The sequence below is a fragment of the Burkholderia sp. Ap-955 genome (assembly GCF_011753045.1).
Lineage (GTDB): Bacteria > Pseudomonadota > Gammaproteobacteria > Burkholderiales > Burkholderiaceae > Burkholderia > Burkholderia lata_D.
In genome coordinates, this window is the sequence record NZ_VWWH01000086.1 from 1 (window position 1) to 21,894 (window position 21,894).

Here is a 21,894-nt window from a genome sequence, read left to right on the forward strand (position 1 = left end):
CCGGGGCCTGCAGCAGCACGTTTGACGGCGGCCGCGCGAGCGCCGGAGACTGCGTCAGCGCGCCGGCCGGCCGCGGCCGGGTCACCGGCGGAGCCAGCCGCGCCCCTGCAAGCGGCCGCCTCAGCGCCGGCGCCACGATCGGTGGCAGCGGTACGTTACGGCTGAAGATGGCCGGGATTCCGCCGATGCCCGGGATGCCGCCGACGCCGGGGATGCCACCGGCACCCGGGATTCCACCGCCGCCCGGGATGCCGCCGCCGCCCGGGATGCCACCGACACCCGGGATTCCGCCGCCACCCGGGATGCCACCGCCGCCCGGAATTCCGCCGACACCCGGAATTCCGCCGACACCCGGGATGCCACCGCCGCCCGGAATTCCGCCGACACCCGGAATTCCGCCGACACCCGGGATGCCACCGCCGCCCGGGATTCCGCCGCCCCCAGGGATAAGCGCGGCAAGGCCGGTCGGCTGGCCCCCCAGTGCGAGCGGGTCGATCGGCCCGCCGCCGCCGAGCAGGCCGCCAAGCAGGCCCGGCGACACGTACTCGACCGCGCCGATGTCGTAGCCGTTGGCTTGCGGCCGCGGCGTACCGAAGATGTCGTGATTCGGTGCGCCATGCCCGGTGGCCGCCCCGATCGCCGGCGACGTGCCCTTGATCGAGTAGTTGCCCATCATCACGTTGTAACCCGTACTGCCCGGCGTGAGCGCCTCGTTGAACAGCGACAGCGGCCCGTACGACATGTTGATCCACTGGTTGCCTTCATCGGGCGTGGCCGTCGGCATCAACCCGAACAGCGGATTCGGCAGCACCGCGTCGGCGATCCCGGGCGGCACGGCGAAGCCGTTCCCGCCGGCTTCCGGCGGCACCCGCGACCCGTTGCAGTACTGGCCCACCGTCTGTGGATCCGCCGCGATGTTGGTCGTGGCGTAGCCCGCCGTACTGGTCATGATCGAATGCTGCGGATTCATCGTCAGCCCGGATTGATGATTGGCTGGCCCGGTGTCGCCGTACGCGCCGATATCCCAATAGAACGGCGGGGTCGTGCCGCCCGTCACGCAGTAGCCAGTCGACTGCCCCTTCTGGTTCAGGACCGGGTTCAACGTGACCGCGTTCTGCACGCCGGGGATGTTCGGGTTCGGCTGCGAACTCACCGAGATGTAGAACGAGCGGTTTTGCCAGAACAGGTTGTTGGTCAGCACCGGGTTCGAGAACTTCGTGCAGTTCGGCGCATCCGCGGGACACCTGACGTGCCCGTTGAAATTCGCGGGCGGGACGAACGCTGCCAGCAGGTTCTGCGTATGGGACGTCGTCTCCAGCCCGGCCGGCTGCTGCGTCGAGGCCTCGATGAAGCTCGTGCAGGTCGAGTCCGCGCTGTTCGGGCTGCTCGTGCATCCGGGCGGCGGCACGTTCGACTGCGATGCGGCCGGCGTATTGAACAGCACGCCCGCCGACGCCGTCGCATCGTTCGCGATCACCGTGTTGTTGATGAAGTTCACGCGCACCGCATCCTGCAGCGACACGCCGCCGCCCGACCAGCCGGCCACGTTGTCCGCGATGATGTTGTTGATGACGCGCACCTGGTACCACTTGTTCGGGTTGCCGAGGTTGCGCTGCACGTCCGTGCCGTTGACGTTCTGCAGCCGCAGGCCGCCGCCCTTGCCGCTTTCCGCGGTATTGCCCATGATCAGGTTGCCGTCGATCACCAGATCCGGGCCGATGCCGTCGGAGAGCTGCGGCGCGCAGTCGACGTCGACGAGGCTGTTCTCGCAGAAGGTGCCGTCGGGCGGCACGCCCTGCGCGATGATGCCGCCGCCGTACGTCGGCAACGTCGGGTTGTTGCTCTGGTTGAACAGCACCACGTTGTGCGACAGGTCGCCGTTGTAGCTGAACCCGAAGTGCGCGACGCCGCCGCCGTCACCGCTGCTGATGTTGCCGCACACCCAGTTGTAGTTGAACTTGTAGTAGTCGGCGCCCGAGCAGAGCGTCACGCCACCCGCCGACGACGGCGTGGTCGAGTTGATCTCGTCGCCGTACGACGCGTTCCCCGTCACCGCGTTGTGGTGAACGTTGACGAACGTGTTGTACATGAACGGCAACTGCGTCACGCCGTCCGCGGCGATGGTGCCGTCGGGCACCTCCACCTGGCCGACCGTGATGCCGCCCGACAGCGTGCCGGCATTGCCGGTCACCCGGTTGTTCGAGACCTCCGTGTAATGGTTCCAGCCGTGCAGGAAAATCCCGCCGCCGCCCTGCGAGCTGTTGGTGACCGTGATCCCGTCGATGCGCGACGGGTTGCACAGGAAGTTGCTGTAGTTCGGGTTGTTCGGATCCGTCGTGCAGTCGTGCCGCGTCAGCAGCGTGCAGACGCCGTTCGCGGTGCAGTTCGCGCTCGGCTTCACCCCCTTGCCCAGCACCGTGATGCCCGCGCCTTCATACGCGCCCAGCAGCGACGGCTCCATCAGCAGCTCGCCGAGGTTGCCGTTCAGCGTACCGTCCCAGCCGACCGTCGGCTCGAACGGGATCGGATCCGCGTGCCCCTGCATCTGCGTCGAGCACTGATAGGCGCCTGACGGATCGTACGGGTTGTTGGTCGGCGAGATCGGCTTCGTCGGGTCGTACGCGGCCGAAATCATCCCGCCGTCCAGCGACGTACCGAACAGGCACGAGATCAGCCTGCGCCACGGATCGAGCTTGCCGGACGGATGCGTGTTCGCGTTGACCGTCACCGACCCGGCGCCGACGCCTTGCAGCCGCACCGGCTTCCACATCACCAGCATCTCGTTGTACGTGCCCGGGCCGACGACGATCATGTCGCCCGCGCTCGCGTTGTCGATCGCGGTCTGCAGCGCGTTGCTCGCGCCGTTCTCGCCGCCGACGTAGGTCGGCGTCTTGCCGCCGACCGTTACCGTGATCGCGTCGATCGAGCGCTTGCCGTTGCCGGCCGTGACCACGAGCTCGCCGCACTGCGTCGCCGGCGCGCCCATCTGCTGGATCGTGCAGGTCGACGGCACCGTCAGCCCCGGCAGCGTCGGAATGCTGAGGTCGGGCACGGTGACGACGATCTGCGTGTCGCTCCACGACACGACCGGCGCCTTGACGCCCGCGATCGTGACCGTACCGGTGCCCTGCGATCCGCCGAAGCCGTAGTGGCGCGTGATGAACTTCTGGTTGAACGGCGCCGCGGTCTGGTTCGGTCCGGTGTACGCGTGGTTCGGCACCTGCTGGTCGCCCAGCGCCTTGATCGTCAGCGTCTTGCCGGGCGCACTGACCCACGGGCCCGCGCCGGCGCCGATCGCATCGCCGGTCACGCTCGAGATCGCCGGCGTCGCATCCGGATACGCGCAGTCGGGCTGGTTGTATCCGTCGGCGAACGCCTGCACCGGCACCACCGGCGTATCCATGTACTGCGTCTGTCCGGGCATGAACGGAATCTCGTAACAGAACTGGCTGTAGGCCGGGTTGTACATCGGATCGGTCATCATCTTGCCCGGATGATTCGGATCGGGGATCGGGCCCGGGTCGTTCATGCACGTGACCATCATCGTCGGCGCATAGCCGGTCGGGTTCGGCGGGTTCACTTCCCAGGTCGAGAAGGTCAGCCCGTTGTAGATGCCCCACTGGTCCGAATAGGTGCGCGAGGTTTCGTTGCCGGAGAAGTCCTTGAACGAGACCGGCACGTTCGGCACCGCGAACTTCTCGCCGAACTGCGGCGAATACGGGTCGAACTCCGACGAGAAGTCGTCGAGCATGAAGCCCGTGTAGTGCGCCGCGACGTGCGTCGAGCTGAAGATCCAGAACTTCGCGAGCACGGATTCCTCGTCGGTGAGCATCACCTCCTTGCGATCGCACAGATGCCGGGACGCGCCCGCGAACGGTGCGACTTCCTTCGAGCCCGGGAACAGGCTGATGTAGTCCGGCACGATGCGCAGCTCGCCGACGCACGGCCAGAACCGCTCGACGCTGCCGGTGTCGCCTTCGGCATGCGGCGTCGAACCGAGGTTCGTGGTCGGGTTCTGCGCATTGTTCTTGTTGTACGTCGAGTTCACCGCGGCCTGGTCGGGCAGGATGAAGATCGCGCCGATCCCGCCGAACTGCTGCGTCACCGGGGCGATGAAGTTGTCGCCGATCAGGATGTTCTTGTCTTCCTCCTTCACCAGTTCATAGCCCGGCGGCACGATGATCTCGACCACGTACTTGCCGGCCGGCAGCATCGGCGTGCCGTCGACGGGGTTCTTGCCGACGCAGATCGTGCAGTTCGACGCGACCGGCTTGCCGTTCGCATCCGTCGCCGTCACGCTCGGGAACTTGTACATCCCGTCATACGGCGCCGGCTGGATCTGGTTGAACACGTGCATGCCGTCGTAGCACTTGAACTGCGCGTTCGCCGGCAGTTGCCGATGCTGCGGATCGAGCCAGTTGGTGCTGTTCTTCAGCGTGAAGTAGAACGGGTCGTTCGGATCCTGGCCCGGGCAGTTCATGTTCGGCGTCACGCCGTCCGCGCGGAAGCCCTGCGCCCAGTCGTCCCAGCTCGCCGTCTTGGTCGTGTCCACCAGCGTCAGGTTGGACGTGCCGTCCGCGGCCGTGCCCTCCTGATACAGGTTCACCGTGACGTTCGGCACGTTGGGCGTCCACTTCGTGTGGATAAGCAGCGTCGGATCGTCGAACGGCCGCGTCGACGCATAGATCACCTCGCCGCGAATCCCGCCGTTCTCGCCCTTCGCGAACGGCGTCTTGCCGAACTCGATGAACGAGTTCTGCCCGGAGAAGCCCTGCCATGCCTCCGAGTTCACCCACGGCGGATCGACCCGGCCGGTCGAGCCGCTGCCGGTCGACGTGCAATCCGCGTCCGCGCAGTAGCGAGCGCCCGGCACCCGCAGGTTCGACGGCACGGGCAAGGTTTCGACCGTGTTCGCGAAATTCCCGGCGATCGTCGAGTTCCCGCTGCCGGGCACGCCGGTGCTGTCGACCGGACCGCCCGCGTCGTACACGACGTGCGTGCCGGTCGACTTGAAGCGCGTCTGGTCATCGTCCACCACGTACCAGTTGAACAACGGGAACACTTCGTTGAACGGCGCATAGCCATTGCCGTCCGTGTTGTTGAAGCTCGAGAAGCTGCCGTCGCGGAACCGCAAGTTGGTCGACGCCAGCGCGATGCCGGGATCGTCCGGGTGCGAGATGCCGTCGCCGTGCAGGTCGATGAAGGTCCGCGTATAGAGGTTCGTCTGCCACTGCAGCACGGCGAGATCACCGACGTCGACCGTCGTGCTCCCGTTGGCCGCGGGCAGCTGGACGGCCTTCGCCAGCCCGTCGACGATCTGGTCGTTCCACTGATCGAAGACCGTGATGCGCGTCGTGCCGCTCGGCAACCCGCTGATCGTGAAGCGGCCCTGGCTGTCGCACTTCGTGAAGCCGTAATCCTCGCCGTCCGGATCGCCGACGCTCACATAGCATTGCGAGAACGCCAGCGAATCGTGCGAACCGCTGCTGTACAAATTCTCGTTCGGCGGACGGCCGTAGTGCAGGTTCGTCACGCGGCCCGTGATCGTGTTCGGGCACGCGCCGGTGTCGCACAGCCCCGTCTTGGCCGTGTTGGTGCGCCGCGCGTTGATGGTCTTCGGATTCGCGAAGCCGATCGACACGTGATAGCCGGCCGGCCCGAACTCCTGGAAGTACGCGGGCCCGCCGACCTTGATGAACGCGTCGTGCGCCTTCTGGCCGTCAAGCGTGTTGGTCTGCAGCCATTCCTCGCCACGGCCGATCCGGTCGGCGGCCGGCGTCGCGATCACGCCGTAGCGGCCCGGCATCAGGTTGGCGATGACCGCCTGGCCGACCAGCGGCGACAGCGTCTTGCCGTCCGATTCGAATTTCGGGCAGGTCGGGATCATGCCGACCAGGCCGTCGGTCGCCGTCGTGATCGGGCACGCATTGAGCCCGGTGAGCGGGTCGATGGTGCCCTGCAGCGAATTCGACAGCGGCATGTTGAACATGTCGTAGGTCATCTGCCCGGTCGGGTCGCCAGTGCCGCCGGCGTCGTCCCAGAGCTTGATCTCGAAGCCGCCGAGGCCCGGCTCGCGCGCGGTGCCGAAACCGTCGGTCCCGCCGCTGACATCCACTTCGCCGTTCAGCGGCGCATCGTCCTCGAACACGAACACCGACAGCTTCGCGGTCTGGTACGGGGTTTCCGTCAGCAGCACGTTGAGCTGCCCGGCTTGGCCCGCCGCGGTCTGCCCGGCTTTCGCGGCCGTGATCTGCGCGGGCGAAATCGGCGCGCCGCCCATGCTGTGGCCGCACTTGCCGGTGCCCGGCGCGAAATCCGCGCCGCTCGGGCCAGACGGGCAGTCGAGCGCGATGCTGAATTGCCGCGTGGTGTTGGCGGGCGGCACGCCGCCGCCATTCACGAACGTGTTGCCTGCGTCACCCGGCAGGATCGAGATGTAGTAATGCTTGGTCGGATCGAGCGCCACGTATTTCGGATCGACCGGCGTTTGCTGCGAAACGTTCGTGCCGGTACGGCACGCGCCGTTGCCGACGTCGCACACGGTCGGCAGGTGCGTGTTGGACACCGGGTCGTACACGGTCTGCCCGGATTCGCACGCGACGGTGCCGACGCAGCCGGCCGCCACCACCGGCATGTAGCTCGTATGGAAGTTCGTGCCGAGACTCGGCACCGGCAGCGGCGGGCAGTTCGCCGGCCGCGACGTCGTCGAGTTCACCTGGCAGGCCGGATCGATCTGCATCGTGCGGTCTTCCTCGATGATCCAGCGATAGTCGGTGAGCTTGACCATCTTGTTCGGTGCGACCGCATCCGGCGCCATGCTCGGCGCATCCATCACGTTCACGACCAGCCCGCTGCCGGGATTGAACGTGACCGTCACGGTCCCTGCGTTCGCGCTCGTCTGGTTCTGCGTGTTGGTGACCTTGTACTGGAACGTCATCGTCTGCGCGGACGCACCGGCCATCGGCGGCGTCGTCGGCGCCGCGGTAAACGAGCCGTCCGGATTCAGCGTCACGGTGCCGTTCGTCGCGCTCGACGCGACGATCTGCGCGGTGAGCGGCAGCCCGGCCGGATCGCTCGCGCTGGCGAGCACGCCGGGCGCGCCGATCTGAACCTGCGACGCGATGTTGCTCGAGAAGCTCGCATTGCCGGCCGTGGGAACCGACAGGCACTTGTTGCTCGTGGTGCAGGCGGTCAGCGTCACCTTCGCCGTCACCGGCGGCGTGCCGTTGGTCGACTGATAGACGAAACTGTCGTTCGTCGCGCTGCTCGACAGATACGTGAACGTACCGTCCGTGTTCAACGTGAGCGTGCCGCTCGCGGGCGGCGTCTGGACCTTCACGCCGTACACGCCGGAGTCGTTCGCGATCACGCCCTTGGCCGGATCGGACACGGCCAGCGTCGTGCCCGGCACGAAGTAGTAGTTCGCGCCCGCGGCGGTCGGCGTTTCGCCGACGCCGGCGGTCGCCGACGGTTGGGCGTTGTTGACCGCGATGTAGCCTTGCATCCCGCCATCGCGCATATTGTTGGTCGACAGGCTCAACTCGCGGTCGTATACCGGCATCGCACCTGCAGCCGGCGCGTTCACCATCACGTCGTAGGTCTTGCCGGCCGCCATGAACACGGCGTTCTGGATGCGCGCGGCGCCGGGAATCACGTTACCGTCCTCGGCGATCAGCGTGAAGCCGGGAACGGACGGATTGCCCGTTTGCGCGCCGACCACGGCCGGAACGTGCATGCGCAGCCCGGCGTTCACCATGCGCACGAGCACCTGCCCGGTCGACGGCGGCACGGTCGCGCTCGGCGGAAAAGCCGACGCGTTCGGGTTGGTGCGATCGAAGGCCACGCCGTTGATCAGGTAATAGCGCGGATCGTAGTTCACCACCGGCGGATAGCAGGTGCCGAACGTGACCGACTTCGAGTCGCCGCACCCGCCGGGCTGCCCCGACCACGCAGCGGTTTCGCTGAAGCCCTTGGTCGCGACGGCCGCGGCGACCGCGGCGTTCTGCACCGGATCGATCTCGCTCATCACGAGCGGCACGTCGGCGTCGTAGCACGACGCCGTCTGCGGATAGGCCTGCTTCGTCGATGCGCACGTCGAGCTGGGGACGCCCGGGCTCTTCACCACCAGCACCCCGTAGAGGCCCATCGGCCCCTGGATCGACGGGTGCGTGCCCGACTCGAGCAGGTAGGTGCCGGGCTTGAGATTGGTCCAGGTGAGCGTCGTGTGCGATTTCGGATCGGTCGACGGCGCCACCTCGGTCCCGAACGACTGAATGCGCGGCCCCTGCGCGGGCGGCACGAACGATGCCATCGGCGCGGTCGAGGTCGCCGTGACGATCGGCCAGGTCGTGGCGGTCTGCGTCGGATGGGCCGGGCTCGGCGTGGTCGTCGGCTTGTCGCCCAGACCGCCGCCCAGCTGGCCGACGATGACGAGCGAGGTCGGCACGGGCGCAGGCAGGTTGTTCGTCAGGTTGATCTGCAGCTGCCCTGCCGGCACGGTGACGACCACCGGCGACCAGTTCGCACCGGCGGCCGGATTCGCCGCCGCGCAGGTCGCATTGGCGGCCGGCATCGCCGCAACGGCGGCCGGCGTGCAGCTGTAGCCCCACATCGGCACCGCCTGCCCGTCCGGCATCAATGCCGTGGATGCCTTCGCCGTCAGATTGACGACCGCTTGCGCGAAACATGCTTCGCCTGCCGTCAGCAATATGGATGCCGCGACCCCCGCCTTGAACAGATCAAGGAGCGTCGCCGTGAGCTTGGTGGATCTCATCGCCTTTCTCCCCACCCCTAATTGGATTCGTCGATCGGAAATACCGGAGGATCAACGAGCATCATCATCATCATTCCGCCCGGGAAGATGTTGTTCGTCGTGATCTCGCGCTCGTTATGCGAGTGCCACATGAACGCGAAGCCTGCTTCCGTCGCCGGCGGGTTCAGGATCGTGTTGCTGGGTGGCGACGTGCCGGTCGGCGCCGTCGCACGCACGGTCGCGTCCGGCCCGAGATACGGACTGCCGCCATACCAGAAACCGTTCGTCAGGATGTTCGAGTCCGGCAACGTGACCGGCCCGCCGCTGGCGACCTTGCCGAACGGCGCCTTCTCGAGCGCCTTGCCGTGGTCCTGGCACCACTCGTAGTAGTTCGGCGCGCTGCGCGGCGCCGGCGGATTCGACGCCGTCGTGTAGTAGCCGTTCGCGTCCGGCACGCAGACGGAGCCGTCGCCCGCGTAGTGCGCATAGACGTCCCAGTTCAGGCCCTTGCCGGTCCAGTAGAAAATCCCGTCCAGGGTGGTGCCCGGCGTGGTGGTGGTCGTGAACAGCAGCGGACCGGCCGGCAACTGCGGGTTCGCCGGGTGGCTCGGGTCGACCGGGCTGAGCAACAGGTTGCCGTCGCGCGCCAGCACGCGCACGTGATTGCCGTGCTCGTGGAACGGATGCTGCCAGCGGCCGGTGCCGATGATCCGCAGCAGCACCAGTTCGCCCGGATGCATGTGCGGGTTGCCGTTGTATGGCTGGTGCGGGTACTGCGGCGCGTAGTTCGGATCCATGTCGTCCGGCATCGAGCGGCCGTTGACCATGAAATAGGCCGGGTGATAAGGCTCGGTCTCGACCGTCATGCAGCCGGTCGGCTTCGTGCATGACGTATTTGCCGCCACCTGCTGCTCTGCCTGCTGATGGATGCGCGGATCCATTTCGGAGAACTGAAAAAGATACTCACGGTCATAGCATGCCGCGCTGTTGTCGAATGCCGCCGCTGCGTTGCGGAAATCGTGCTGGCCGAACGGCCTGCCCGAATCCGGCAGCGCCATGCAGCCTGCCGTGTTGACCGCCGTATTCGGCAGCACGATGATCGCACCGTACAGCCCCATCTCGATCTGCAGGTCGCCCTGCGTGCCGCTGTAGTACGTATGCGTACCCGGCGTCGCCGCGACGAACGTGTAGGTGACCGTCGCGCCGTGCTGCGCTTCCTGCGCCAGCAGCCCGGCAACGCCGGAGGTGCCGGTGCAGGTCTTGCCGTCCGGGCTCAGGGTGCCCGTGCACACGACGAAGCCGGGAAACAGCATCGACGTGTTGCCGGCCGCCGCGGGCAGGTTGTTGGTGAGTGTCACGGTGATGATGTCACCCTGCCTGACGATCAGCGTCGGACCGGGAATCTGCATCGTCGGACAGGTCGCACCGGTAATCGTCGACGGCGAGAAGACGAGCGGCGTCGCGCTGGTCGCCGCACAGCCGTAGCCCCACGAATAGACGCTCGTGCCGTCCGGCTGCGTGATGCGCGCCTCCTGGGCCGTGAGGTTGAAGACCTTGCCGGTGATGCCCGGCGCGGCGGCTTGCGCGTGCACCGACAGCAACGCGGCGAGCGTCGCGACACCGACGCGTGCGAGCCGTCCGAGACGGGCGAGCGTCGCGGTCCAGGCATGATGAGTGATGTGTCCCACGGCTTTTCTCCTCAGGGCAGGACTTCCCGGCCGGGTCCGCCCGATGAGGCGGGCGGACCCTGGTCATCAAAGAGTGCAATGCTTCGTGACCGGATCCACGGCGCTGCAGATGTGGACCTCGGTCATCAGTCCGCCGAAGTTCTCCTGATCGTTCGACAGGTGATCGAGGTTCGGCGTGTACAGATAGAAAATCTGGCCCGAGTGGTACTTCGTCTTGTCGCTGGCGTCCAGAATCAGGTCGAGCGATTCGCCACCGCCGAGCGTGATCGAATTGGTGTCGTAGGCCATGTTGTTGCCGGCCATGTCGCGCAGCATGCGGGCGTTGATCGCGATCACGTGCATCGGAATGCCGATCGACGCCAGCGTCTGGTATTCGGTCACGTCGAGATCCGAGATCCGCAACAGCGCCCGGCCGCCGGCCGGAATATTGACCAACGTCGGCAGCGGTTGCGACGGATGCATCGAACTGTCCGAAGCGGGCGTCGACATCGCCCCTTCGGTCACGGTATCCGGATAGCTGCGGCCGTTCAGCATGAAGAACTTGTCCTTCATGTCGGTGAACGGTTCAGGATTGAACGTCATGCCGACGAAGTGGAAGTTCGGATCGAAGCCGTGGATCTGGATCGGATACTCGACGTCGTACGCGGTCGAGCCGTCGCCGTCGTTGTACGCATAGAGCGACAGCGTTTCCGGCGAGGTCGCCGGGATGTTGGGATTCGCGGCGCGCACGAGACCGTTGTTGCGCGTCGGCAGCGGCGTCGAGCACAGAATGTCGTTGCCGCAGCGCGTCCTGAGGTCCGCCTGTTGCGTGACCAGCGCCTCGTACAGCGACACGCCCTTCGGCACCCGGTCCTGGCGCGGGCGCACGTAGATCTGCCCGACCATGCCCATCTGCAGGTGCTCCGGCGGCGTGATGTGGCAGTGCCAGAAATAGGTGCCGGCATCCGGCGCCAGATAGTAGTAAGTGAAGCTCGCGCCGATGTTGATCGCCACGGACGCGTCGGGCACGCCGTCGTAGAACGACGACGCATTCGGATAGCCGTGGAAGTGCACCGTGTGCCGCTCGAACAGGTCGGGACGCATGATCATCCCGACGTTGGTCAGCGTGAGGAAGAACTCGTCGTCCTCGTCGATCGCCATCAGCGGCGCGGGCTGGTTGCCGTTCATCACGCCGATGTCCATGATCGGGCGCGGATCGACGTGGCCGGTCAACGCACCGCCGGCATCCGGGTCGGGCGCGAGCCCGACCGCGCCGTTGTAGGTCGGGTCGGTTCGCGGGTCGCCGACGGTGTTGAATACCGACGCGAGCTCCGTGCCGGGCAGCCCCGCCTTGACGTCGGCAAGCCCGGAGAGCGGGCCGAACGCGAACAGGTAGGTCTGCACGCCGTTGGCCATCGTCGCGTAACCGTCGCCGCCGGAGATCTGCTGGCATTTGATCGCACCGTTGACGGCACCGGTCGCGGTCGAGGTCTGTCCGGTATAGGTCGGTTTCGTGTAGGCGGGCTCGCCGACGCCCGGTGCGAGCGCGGTCGGGTGGGCGGGCGTGGTGAACGGGCATTGAACCCGGAACGACTGAGCGAACGAAGGAGCGGCGCACAGGAACAGCAACAGTGCCGCCACACTGCTGCAATACGCGCGGGTACTGAACATATGACCTCCATCGGAGGGGTCAACCAGCGATACGCGCTGGACGTCATGCTCTGCTGCGGACGCGGGCTGGCGACGTCATCGCCCTGACCCGTATCTGGATTCTGCAGATGCGCATGAACGGCCGGGATGGGGCACCCCCCTACTTTTGCGTAGGGGGCCACCAGTGTGCGGGAGGCGTCATGCTTCGCACATGGCCGGATGCGCGGCCGGGCGGGCTTGCAGCGCATCGTCGGAATGGCGAAACGACGGCGCGCGACCGCCCATGCCTGTCATGACAACCGCCGACCACGCCGCGTCGGCGACATGCCGGCGTTTGCACTGCGCGGCCGCGGCACGATCGACGACGTATTGCGAGACTCGTCCCGATAGCCGAATTTAATTAAAATCATGGACCGGATGCAGGAAGGTGCGGGACGCGGCAGGCTTGGCCTGCATCGGAAGGGCGCGGCGAACCAGGCGGTCGCCGGAAAGACGGGCAAAAAAAAGCGCCACGGAGACCGTGGCGCTAAAAAAGTTCTAGCCATTCCGAGGGCCGTGCTAGAACCTGAGAGACTGCGCGAAACATCGTTGCCGGTTAAACTCTTGAAACGATGTTTCGAAAACGTGAGACATTCTTTCCGTTTCCGCCCGACAAGTCAAGCGGTATTTGCACCGGTTCATGCACTTTCTGGCAACGCTCATTTGAGCGTTTTCCTAATAAACCAAGGGTGAACCCGTAAAATTTCATCCAATGACCGGTTCACCCGCGGAACATGCATCCTTTGACAATAGTCCTACAATTCCAACAAAATTGAAATCGAGTTTCGGAATTAGAGAGAATCCCTCGTGTCGACAACTGTAACCCCTCCCGCGTCGCGGGACCGTGAATCGTCGCCCGACGAGATCACCGCCCTTGCCCGCGGCCTCGCCGTGCTGCGTCGCATCGCGGCGGCCGACGCGCCCGTCAGCAACCGCGAGCTGACCGAACTGACCGGCATCCCGAAGCCGACCGTCTCGCGCATCACCGCGACGCTCGTCAGCGCCGGCTTCCTGTTCCAGTTGCCCGACAGCGAGCGCTTCGTGCTCACCGCGTCGGTGCTCGAACTGAGCCACGGCTTCCTGCGCAACTTCGACATCCGCGCGCGTTCGCGGCCGTTCATGATCGAGCTGGCCGAACGCACGTCGCTGTCCGTGCACCTCGCGGTGCGCGACCGGCTCGACATGGTCGCGATCGACGTGGTCCGTCCACGCTCGGCCGTGCTCGTCACGCGCCTCGAGATCGGCTCGCGGATGGATATCGCGCGCACCGCGGTCGGCCGCGCGTATCTCGCCGCCCTCGAGGACGACGAACGCCGCCAGTTGCTCGAGTCGCTGCGCACCACGGCGGGCGACGACTGGCCGCATGTGTCCGCGCGCCTGAACCCCGCGCTGGACGACGCGATGCGCGACGGCCACGCGATCGCGATCGGCGAATGGCGCGAGGGCCTGAATGCCGTCGCGGCCGGTTTCGTCGGTCCGTCGGGCCAGCGCTATTCGGTGAATTGCGGTGGCGCGTCGCACCAGTGCCCGCCCGAATGGCTGGACGAACACGTGGTGCCCGCGCTGCACGAATGCATCGCGAAAATCACGCGCGAAATCGGCGGCGCACCGGCCCGTCGCATCGCCGTGTAATCGTTTCGTCATCGTCCTGTCGCGTTCTGTAACGACCGTAACCCGTTGAAAGATAGACCGCTGGACTGTAACGGGGACGGGACGTAGGATCATGCCCATCGTCGCGCCGCACTCGCGGTGCGCACCGCTCTTTTCCCGCGCAGACCGGCGGGGGCCCGGACCGAGCCGGGCGCCCCCTCCCCGGCACCGCTCGCCCACGCGCAGCTCAGCAGTCCGATTTCCGGCCCGCCGCGCCGTCTTCCTGACAGATCACGATGGATAACGAACAAAAGCCCACGCCTCCTTCGAAAGAACCCGCGTCCCCCGCCGCGCGACGCCCGCGCCGCACGCTGATGGCCGGCGCGCTCGCGGTCGTCGTCATCGGCGGCCTGCTGTGGTGGCACCCGTGGAACCGCACGCCGGCGGCCGGCACGGGTGCGAGTGGCGCGGGCGCAAGCGCGGCCGGTGCTGCCGGCGGCCACCGCGGCCGTGGCGGCCCCGCCGCGATGGCGAACATTCCGCAGCCCGTGCAGGTCGCGACCGCGACGCAGGGCGAAATGCCGATCGTGCTGTCCGCGCTCGGCACCGTCACGCCGCTCGCGAACGTGACGGTCAAGACGCAGTTGTCCGGCTACCTGCAATCGGTGGCGTTCCAGGAAGGCCAGATCGTCAAGAAGGGCGACCTGCTCGCGCAGATCGACCCGCGCCCGTACCAGGTCGCGCTCGAGAACGCCGAAGGCACGCACGCGCGCGACTCGGCGCTGCTCGCGACGGCCCGCCTCGACCTGAAGCGCTACCAGACGCTGCTGTCGCAGGACTCGATCGCGTCGCAGACCGTCGATACGCAGGCGTCACTCGTCAAGCAATACGAAGGCGCGGTGAAGACCGACCAGGCCGCGATCGATTCCGCGAAGCTGAACCTCACGTATGCGCGCATTACCGCGCCGGTGACGGGCCGCGTCGGCCTGCGCCAGGTCGACCCCGGCAACTACGTGACGCCGGGCGATACCAACGGCCTCGTCGTGATCACGCAGCTGCAGCCGATGAGCGTGATCTTCACGACGTCGGAAGACAACCTGCCGCAGATCGTCAAGCAGGTGAACGCGGGCCAGAAACTGTCGGTCACCGCATACAACCGCAACAACACGGTGCCGCTCGAGACGGGCTCGCTCGCGACGCTCGACAACCAGATCGACACGAGCACGGGCACCGTCAAGCTGCGCGCGAACTTCGATAACAAGGAAGGCATGCTGTTCCCGAATCAGTTCGTGAACACGCGCCTGCTCGTCGACGTGATGCGCAACGCGACGATCGTGCCGACCGCGGCCGTGCTGACCGGCTCGATCGGCCAGTTCGTCTACGTCGTGAAGCCCGACAACACGGTGACCGTGCGCAAGGTCACGATCGGCCCGGTCGACGGCGAACGCACCAGCATCGTCAGCGGCATCGCGCTCGGCGAGCGCGTCGTGACCGACGGCTCCGACCGCCTGCGCGAGGGCGCGAAGATCTCGATCCCGGCCGACAAGCCGAAAGGCGCGTCGGGCGCGCGCGGCGCCGGTGCGGCGTCGGGGGCATCGGGTGCCGGCGGCCATCGCGGCGAACACAAGCACGGCGCGTCGCAGGCAGCGGCCTCCGCGGCCCAGTAACGCGCGGGCCGCTCGATGAATCCCTCCCGCCTCTTCATTCTCCGGCCGGTCGGCACCGCCCTCCTGATGGCGGCGATCATGCTGGCCGGTCTCGTCGCGCTGCGCTTCCTGCCGCTCGCCGCGCTGCCGGAAGTCGACTATCCGACGATCCAGGTCCAGACCTTCTACCCGGGCGCGAGCCCGGAGGTGATGACCTCGTCGGTCACCGCGCCGCTCGAACGGCAGTTCGGGCAGATGCCGTCGCTGAACCAGATGTCGTCGCAAAGCTCGGCCGGCTCGTCCGTGATCACGCTGCAGTTCTCGCTCGACCTGCCGCTCGACATCGCCGAGCAGGAAGTGCAGGCCGCGATCAACGCGGCCGGCAACCTGCTGCCGTCCGACCTCCCTGCCCCGCCGATCTACGCGAAGGTCAACCCGGCCGATGCGCCGGTGCTGACGCTCGCCGTCAAGTCGAAGACGCTGCCGCTCACGCAGGTGCAGGATCTCGCCGACACGCGCCTCGCGATGAAGATCTCGCAGGTCGCGGGCGTCGGTCTCGTCAGCCTGTCGGGCGGCAACCGCCCGGCCGTGCGCATCCAGGCGAACCCGACCGCGCTCGCGAAGTACGGGATGAACCTCGACGACCTGCGCACGACGATCTCGAACCTGAACGTGAACACGCCGAAGGGCAACTTCGACGGCCCGACGCGCGCGTACACGATCAACGCGAACGACCAGCTCACGAGCGCCGACCAGTACAACAGCGCGGTCGTCGCGTACAAGAACGGCCGCCCGGTGATGCTCACCGACGTCGCGACGGTCGTCGCGGGCTCGGAGAACACCAAGCTCGGCGCGTGGGTGAATGCCGACCCCGCGATCATCCTGAACGTGCAGCGCCAGCCGGGCGCGAACGTGATCCAGACGGTCGACGCGATCAAGGCGCAATTGCCGAAGCTGCAGGAAACGCTGCCGGCCGCGCTCGACGTGGAGATCGTCACCGACCGCACGACGATGATCCGCGCCGCCGTGCGCGACGTGCAGTTCGAACTGATGCTCGCGGTCGCGCTCGTCGTGCTCGTGATGTACCTGTTCCTCGCGAACGTCTACGCGACGATCATCCCGAGCCTGTCGGTGCCGCTGTCGCTGATCGGCACGCTCGCGGTGATGTACATGGCCGGCTTCTCGCTGAACAACCTGTCGCTGATGGCGCTCACCATCGCGACCGGCTTCGTGGTCGACGACGCGATCGTGATGATTGAGAACATCGCGCGCTACGTCGAGGAAGGCGAAACGGGGCTCGAGGCCGCGCTGAAGGGCTCGAGGCAGATCGGCTTCACGATCATCTCGCTGACGGTGTCGCTGATCGCGGTGCTGATCCCGCTGCTGTTCATGGGCGACGTGGTCGGGCGCCTGTTCCATGAATTCGCGATCACGCTCGCGGTGACGATCGTGATCTCGGCGATCGTGTCGCTCACGCTCGTGCCGATGATGTGCGCGAAGCTGCTGCGCCATTCGCCGCCGCCCGAGAGCCATCGCTTCGAGGCGCGCGTGCACCGGGCGATCGACTGGGTGATCGCGCGCTACGCGGTCGCGCTCGAATGGGTGCTGAACCGCCAGCGCTCGACGCTCGTCGTCGCGCTGCTGACGCTCGCGCTGACCGGCCTGCTGTACGTCTACGTGCCGAAGGGCTTCTTCCCCGCGCAGGATACCGGCGTGATCCAGGCGATCACGCAGGCGCCGCAGTCGATCTCGTACGGCGCGATGGCCGAGCGCCAGCAGGCGCTCGCGGCCGAGATCCTGAAGGATCCGAACGTCGAGAGCCTCACGTCGTTCATCGGCGTCGACGGCAGCAACATCACGCTGAACAGCGGCCGGATGCTGATCAACCTGAAGGCGCGCGACGAACGTTCCGAGACCGCCGCGCAGATCATCCGCGACCTGCAGCACCGCGTCGCGAACATCACCGGCATCTCGCTGTTCATGCAGTCGGTGCAGGACCTGACGATCGACTCGACCGTCAGCCCGACGCAGTACCAGTTCATGCTGACGAGCCCGAATTCGGAAGAGTTCGCGACCTGGGTGCCGAAGCTCGTCGCGCGGCTGCAGCAGGAGCCGTCGCTCGCCGACGTCGCGACCGACCTGCAGAGCAACGGCCAGTCCGTCTACATCGAGATCGACCGCCCGAGCGCCGCGCGCTTCGGCATCACGCCGGCGACCGTCGACAACGCGCTGTACGACGCGTTCGGCCAGCGCATCGTGTCGACGATCTTCACGCAGTCGAACCAGTACCGCGTGATTCTCGAGTCCGAGCCGAAGGAGCAGCACTACGCGCAATCGCTGAACGACATCTACCTGCCGTCGGCGGGCGGCGGCCAGGTGCCGCTGTCGTCGATCGCATCGTTCCACGAGCGGCCGTCGCCGCTGCTGGTCGCGCATCTGTCGCAGTTCCCGTCGACCACCATCTCGTTCAACCTCGCGGCGGGTGCGTCGCTCGGCGAGGCGGTCAAGGCGATCGACGCCGCCGAGAAGGACATCGGGCTGCCCCCGTCGTTCCAGACGCGCTTCCAGGGCGCGGCGCTCGCGTTCCAGGCATCGCTGTCGAACCAGCTGTTCCTGATCCTCGCCGCGGTCGTCACGATGTACATCGTGCTCGGCGTGCTGTACGAGAGCTACATCCACCCGATCACGATCCTGTCGACGCTGCCGTCGGCCGGCGTCGGCGCACTGCTCGCGCTGATGATCACCGGGCACGACCTCGACATCATCGGGATCATCGGCATCGTGCTGCTGATCGGCATCGTGAAGAAGAACGCGATCATGATGATCGACTTCGCGCTCGAGGCCGAGCGCGTCGAAGGCAAGCCGCCGCGCGAGGCGATCTACCAGGCGTGCCTGCTGCGCTTCCGGCCGATCCTGATGACGACGCTCGCCGCGCTGCTCGGCGCGGTGCCGCTGATCGTCGGCTCCGGCGCGGGCTCCGAGCTGCGCCAGCCGCTCGGGATCGCGATCGCCGGCGGCCTGATCGTTTCACAGGTGCTGACGCTGTTCACGACGCCCGTGATCTACCTCGGCTTCGACTCGCTCGCGCGCCGCGTGCGCGGCTGGTTCGAACGCCACGGCCCGCAAGCCGGCTCGCGCACGGACGCGTAAGCGATGAACCTGTCGCGCCCCTTCATCACCCGCCCCGTCGCGACGACGCTGCTCGCGCTCGGCGTCGCGCTCGCGGGCCTGTTCGCGTTCATCAGGCTGCCGGTATCGCCGCTGCCGCAGGTCGATTTCCCGACGATCTCGGTGCAGGCGTCGCTGCCCGGCGCGAGCCCGGAAACGGTCGCGACCAGCGTGACGAGCCCGCTGGAGCGGCACCTCGGCTCGATCGCGGACGTCTCCGAAATGACGTCGACCAGCACGGTCGGCAACGCGCGGATCATCCTGCAGTTCGGCCTGAACCGCGACATCGACGGCGCCGCGCGCGACGTGCAGGCCGCGATCAACGCGGCGCGCGCCGACCTGCCCGCCGCGTTGAAGAGCAACCCGACCTACCGCAAGGTCAACCCGGCCGATTCGCCGATCATGGTCGTCGCGCTGACGTCGGAAACGGCGTCGCCGGCGAAGGTGTACGACGCCGCGTCGACGGTGCTGCAGCAGTCGCTGTCGCAGATCGACGGGATCGGCCAGGTCACCGTGAGCGGCTCCGCGAACCCGGCCGTGCGCGTCGAGCTCGAACCGCAGTCGCTGTTCCATTACGGGATCGGCCTCGAGGACGTGCGCGCGGCGCTGGCTTCCGCGAACGCCAATGCGCCGAAGGGCGCGATCGAGTTCGGCCCGCAGCGCTTCCAGCTCTATACGAACGACCAGGCGTCCCAGGCGTCGCAATACCGCGACCTCGTCGTCGCGTACCGCAACGGCTCGGCCGTGCGGCTGTCCGACCTGTCCGACGTCGTCGATTCGGTCGAGGACCTGCGCAACCTCGGTTTGTCGAACGGCAAGCGCGCGGTGCTCGTGATCCTCTACCGCTCGCCCGGCGCGAACATCATCGAGACGCTCGACCGCGTGCGCGCGGCGCTGCCGCAGCTCACCGCGTCGCTGCCGGCCGACATCACCGTCACGCCGGTGCTCGACCGCTCGACCACGATTCGCGCGTCGCTGAAGGACACCGAGCGCACGCTGCTGATCGCGGTCAGCCTCGTCGTGATGGTCGTGTTCCTGTTCCTGCGCAACTGGCGCGCGACGCTGATCCCGAGCGTCGCGGTGCCGATCTCGATCATCGGCACGTTCGGCGCGATGTACCTGCTCGGCTTCTCGATCGACAACCTGTCGCTGATGGCGCTGATCGTCGCGACCGGCTTCGTCGTCGACGACGCGATCGTCGTGCTCGAGAACATCTCGCGGCATATCGAGAACGGCAAGTCGCGCATGCAGGCCGCGTTCGACGGCGCGCGCGAGGTCGGCTTCACGGTGCTGTCGATGAGCATTTCGCTCGTCGCGGTGTTCCTGCCGATCCTGCTGATGGGCGGCATCGTCGGGCGGCTGTTCCGCGAGTTCGCCCTGACGCTGTCGCTCGCGATCGCCGTCTCGCTCGCGGTGTCGCTCACGGTCACGCCGATGATGTGCGCGCGCCTGCTGCCCGAATCGCACGACCCGCAACACGAAGGCCGCTTCGGGCGTTTCCTGGAACGCTGTTTCAGCCGCATGCAGCGCGGCTACGAGCGCTCGCTGTCGTGGGCGCTGCGCCGGCCGCTCCTGATCCTGCTGACCCTGTTCGCGACGATCGGGCTGAACGTCTACCTGTACATCGTCGTGCCGAAGGGCTTCTTCCCGCAGCAGGACACCGGGCTGATGATCGGCGGCATCCAGGCCGACCAGTCGACGTCGTTCCAGGCGATGAAGCTGAAGTTCTCCGAGATGATGCGGATCGTGCAGGGCAACCCGAACGTGAAGAGCGTCGCGGGCTTCACCGGCGGCACGCAGACCAACTCGGGCTTCATGTTCATCACGCTGAAGGACCGCACCGAGCGCAAGCTGTCGGCCGACCAGGTGATCCAGCAGCTGCGCCCGCAGCTGGCGGACGTGGCCGGCGCGCGCACGTTCCTGCAGGCGGCGCAGGACATCCGCGTCGGCGGCCGGCAGAGCAACGCGCAGTACCAGTTCACGCTGCTCGGCGATTCGAGCGCCGACCTGTACAAGTGGGGGCCGATCCTGACCGAGGCGCTGCAGAAGCGCCCCGAGCTGACCGACGTGAACTCCGACCAGCAGCAAGGCGGCCTCGAGGCGATGGTGACGATCGACCGTGCGACGGCCGCGCGGTTCGGCATCAAGCCCGCGCAGATCGACAATACGCTGTACGACGCATTCGGCCAGCGTCAGGTCTCGACGATCTACAACCCGCTGAACCAGTACCACGTGGTGATGGAAGTCGCGCCGAAGTACTGGCAGAGCCCCGAGATGCTGAACCAGGTGTGGGTCAGCACGTCGGGCGGCAGCGCGAACGGCTCGCAGACCACCAACGCAGCGGCCGGCACCTACGTCGCGACCTCCGCCGGCACGTCGAGCGCCGGCACGGCCACGCAGAGCGCCGCGGCGATCGCGTCCGACTCCGCGCGCAACCAGGCGCTCAACTCGATCGCCGCGAGCGGCAAGTCGAGCGCGTCGTCGGGTGCGTCGGTGTCGACGTCGAAGTCGACGATGATCCCGCTGTCGGCGATCGCGACGTTCGGGCCGAGCACGACGCCGCTGTCGGTCAACCACCAGGGGCTGTTCGTCGCGACGACGATCTCGTTCAACCTGCCGCCCGGCGTGTCGCTGTCGCAGGCGACGCAGGTGATCTACCAGACGATGGCGCAGGTCGGCGTCCCGCCGACCATCGTCGGCAGCTTCCAGGGCACCGCGCAGGCGTTCCAGCAGTCGCTGAACGACCAGCCGATCCTGATCCTCGCGGCGCTGCTGGCCGTCTATATCGTGCTCGGGATCCTGTACGAGAGCTACATCCATCCGATCACGATCCTGTCGACGCTGCCGTCGGCCGGCGTTGGCGCGCTGCTCGCGCTGCTGCTGTTCAAGACCGAGTTCAGCATCATCGCGCTGATCGGCGTGATCCTGCTGATCGGGATCGTGAAGAAGAACGCGATCATGATGGTCGACTTCGCGATCGACCAGACGCGCAACTACGGGAAGTCGTCGCTCGACGCGATTCACGAAGCGTGCCTGCTGCGCTTTCGCCCGATCATGATGACGACGATGGCCGCGCTGCTCGGCGCGCTGCCGCTCGCGTTCGGCAACGGCGACGGCGCCGAGCTGCGCGCGCCGCTCGGGATCGCGATCGCCGGCGGCCTGATCGTGTCGCAGGTGCTGACGCTCTATACGACGCCGGTCGTCTACCTGTACATGGACCGCTTCCGCGTGTGGGCCGAGAAACGGCGCAACCGCCGCGGGAATTCCGGCGGGCCGGCCGTCGCCGGGGAGTGATGAAGCGGCCGCCTTGTGCGGCCGTTTTTTTGCGCTTGAACAGCGGCGACGATCGGCTATCGTGAGTCCATGCCCACCGCGGGGCCCT

7 protein-coding genes are annotated in these 21,894 nt (G+C 67.0%); 4 read left to right on the top strand and 3 right to left on the bottom strand.

Annotation, left to right across the window (positions count from 1 at the left end; genetic code table 11):
- From F3J15_RS30280 to F3J15_RS30290, 3 genes are all read right to left on the bottom strand, one after another.
- On the bottom strand, positions 1–8,773 hold an 8,773-nt coding region (locus tag F3J15_RS30280; protein ID WP_240161535.1), incomplete at its 3' end, for a choice-of-anchor Q domain-containing protein.
- A 17-nt stretch (positions 8,774–8,790) separates the two neighbouring features.
- Positions 8,791–10,440, bottom strand: a complete 1,650-nt coding sequence (locus F3J15_RS30285; RefSeq protein ID WP_089445251.1) for a multicopper oxidase family protein — start codon at positions 10,438–10,440, stop codon at positions 8,791–8,793.
- A 66-nt stretch (positions 10,441–10,506) separates the two neighbouring features.
- Positions 10,507–12,090: a multicopper oxidase family protein gene (locus tag F3J15_RS30290; RefSeq protein ID WP_166895848.1), complete on the bottom strand. Its 1,584-nt coding sequence runs from the start codon at positions 12,088–12,090 to the stop codon at positions 10,507–10,509.
- An 825-nt stretch (positions 12,091–12,915) separates the two neighbouring features.
- Between F3J15_RS30290 and F3J15_RS30295 the strand changes: the two genes are divergently transcribed.
- From F3J15_RS30295 to F3J15_RS30310, 4 genes are all read left to right on the top strand, one after another.
- Positions 12,916–13,740 (top strand): IclR family transcriptional regulator, encoded by an 825-nt coding sequence (locus F3J15_RS30295; RefSeq protein ID WP_069247538.1) that lies wholly within the window; start codon positions 12,916–12,918, stop codon positions 13,738–13,740.
- Between the two features lie 254 nt (positions 13,741–13,994).
- Positions 13,995–15,365: an MdtA/MuxA family multidrug efflux RND transporter periplasmic adaptor subunit gene (locus F3J15_RS30300; RefSeq protein ID WP_166895850.1), complete on the top strand. Its 1,371-nt coding sequence runs from the start codon at positions 13,995–13,997 to the stop codon at positions 15,363–15,365.
- Positions 15,366–15,380: 15 nt separating this feature from the next.
- Positions 15,381–18,494 carry an MdtB/MuxB family multidrug efflux RND transporter permease subunit gene (locus F3J15_RS30305; protein WP_166895852.1) on the top strand — a complete coding sequence of 1,038 codons (3,114 nt, stop codon included), beginning with the start codon at positions 15,381–15,383 and terminating at the stop codon, positions 18,492–18,494.
- Positions 18,495–18,497: 3 nt separating this feature from the next.
- The gene (locus tag F3J15_RS30310; RefSeq protein ID WP_166895855.1) at positions 18,498–21,806 is read left to right on the top strand and encodes an efflux RND transporter permease subunit; all 3,309 of its coding nucleotides are present in this window, start codon (positions 18,498–18,500) and stop codon (positions 21,804–21,806) included.
- Positions 21,807–21,894 lie beyond the last annotated feature (88 nt).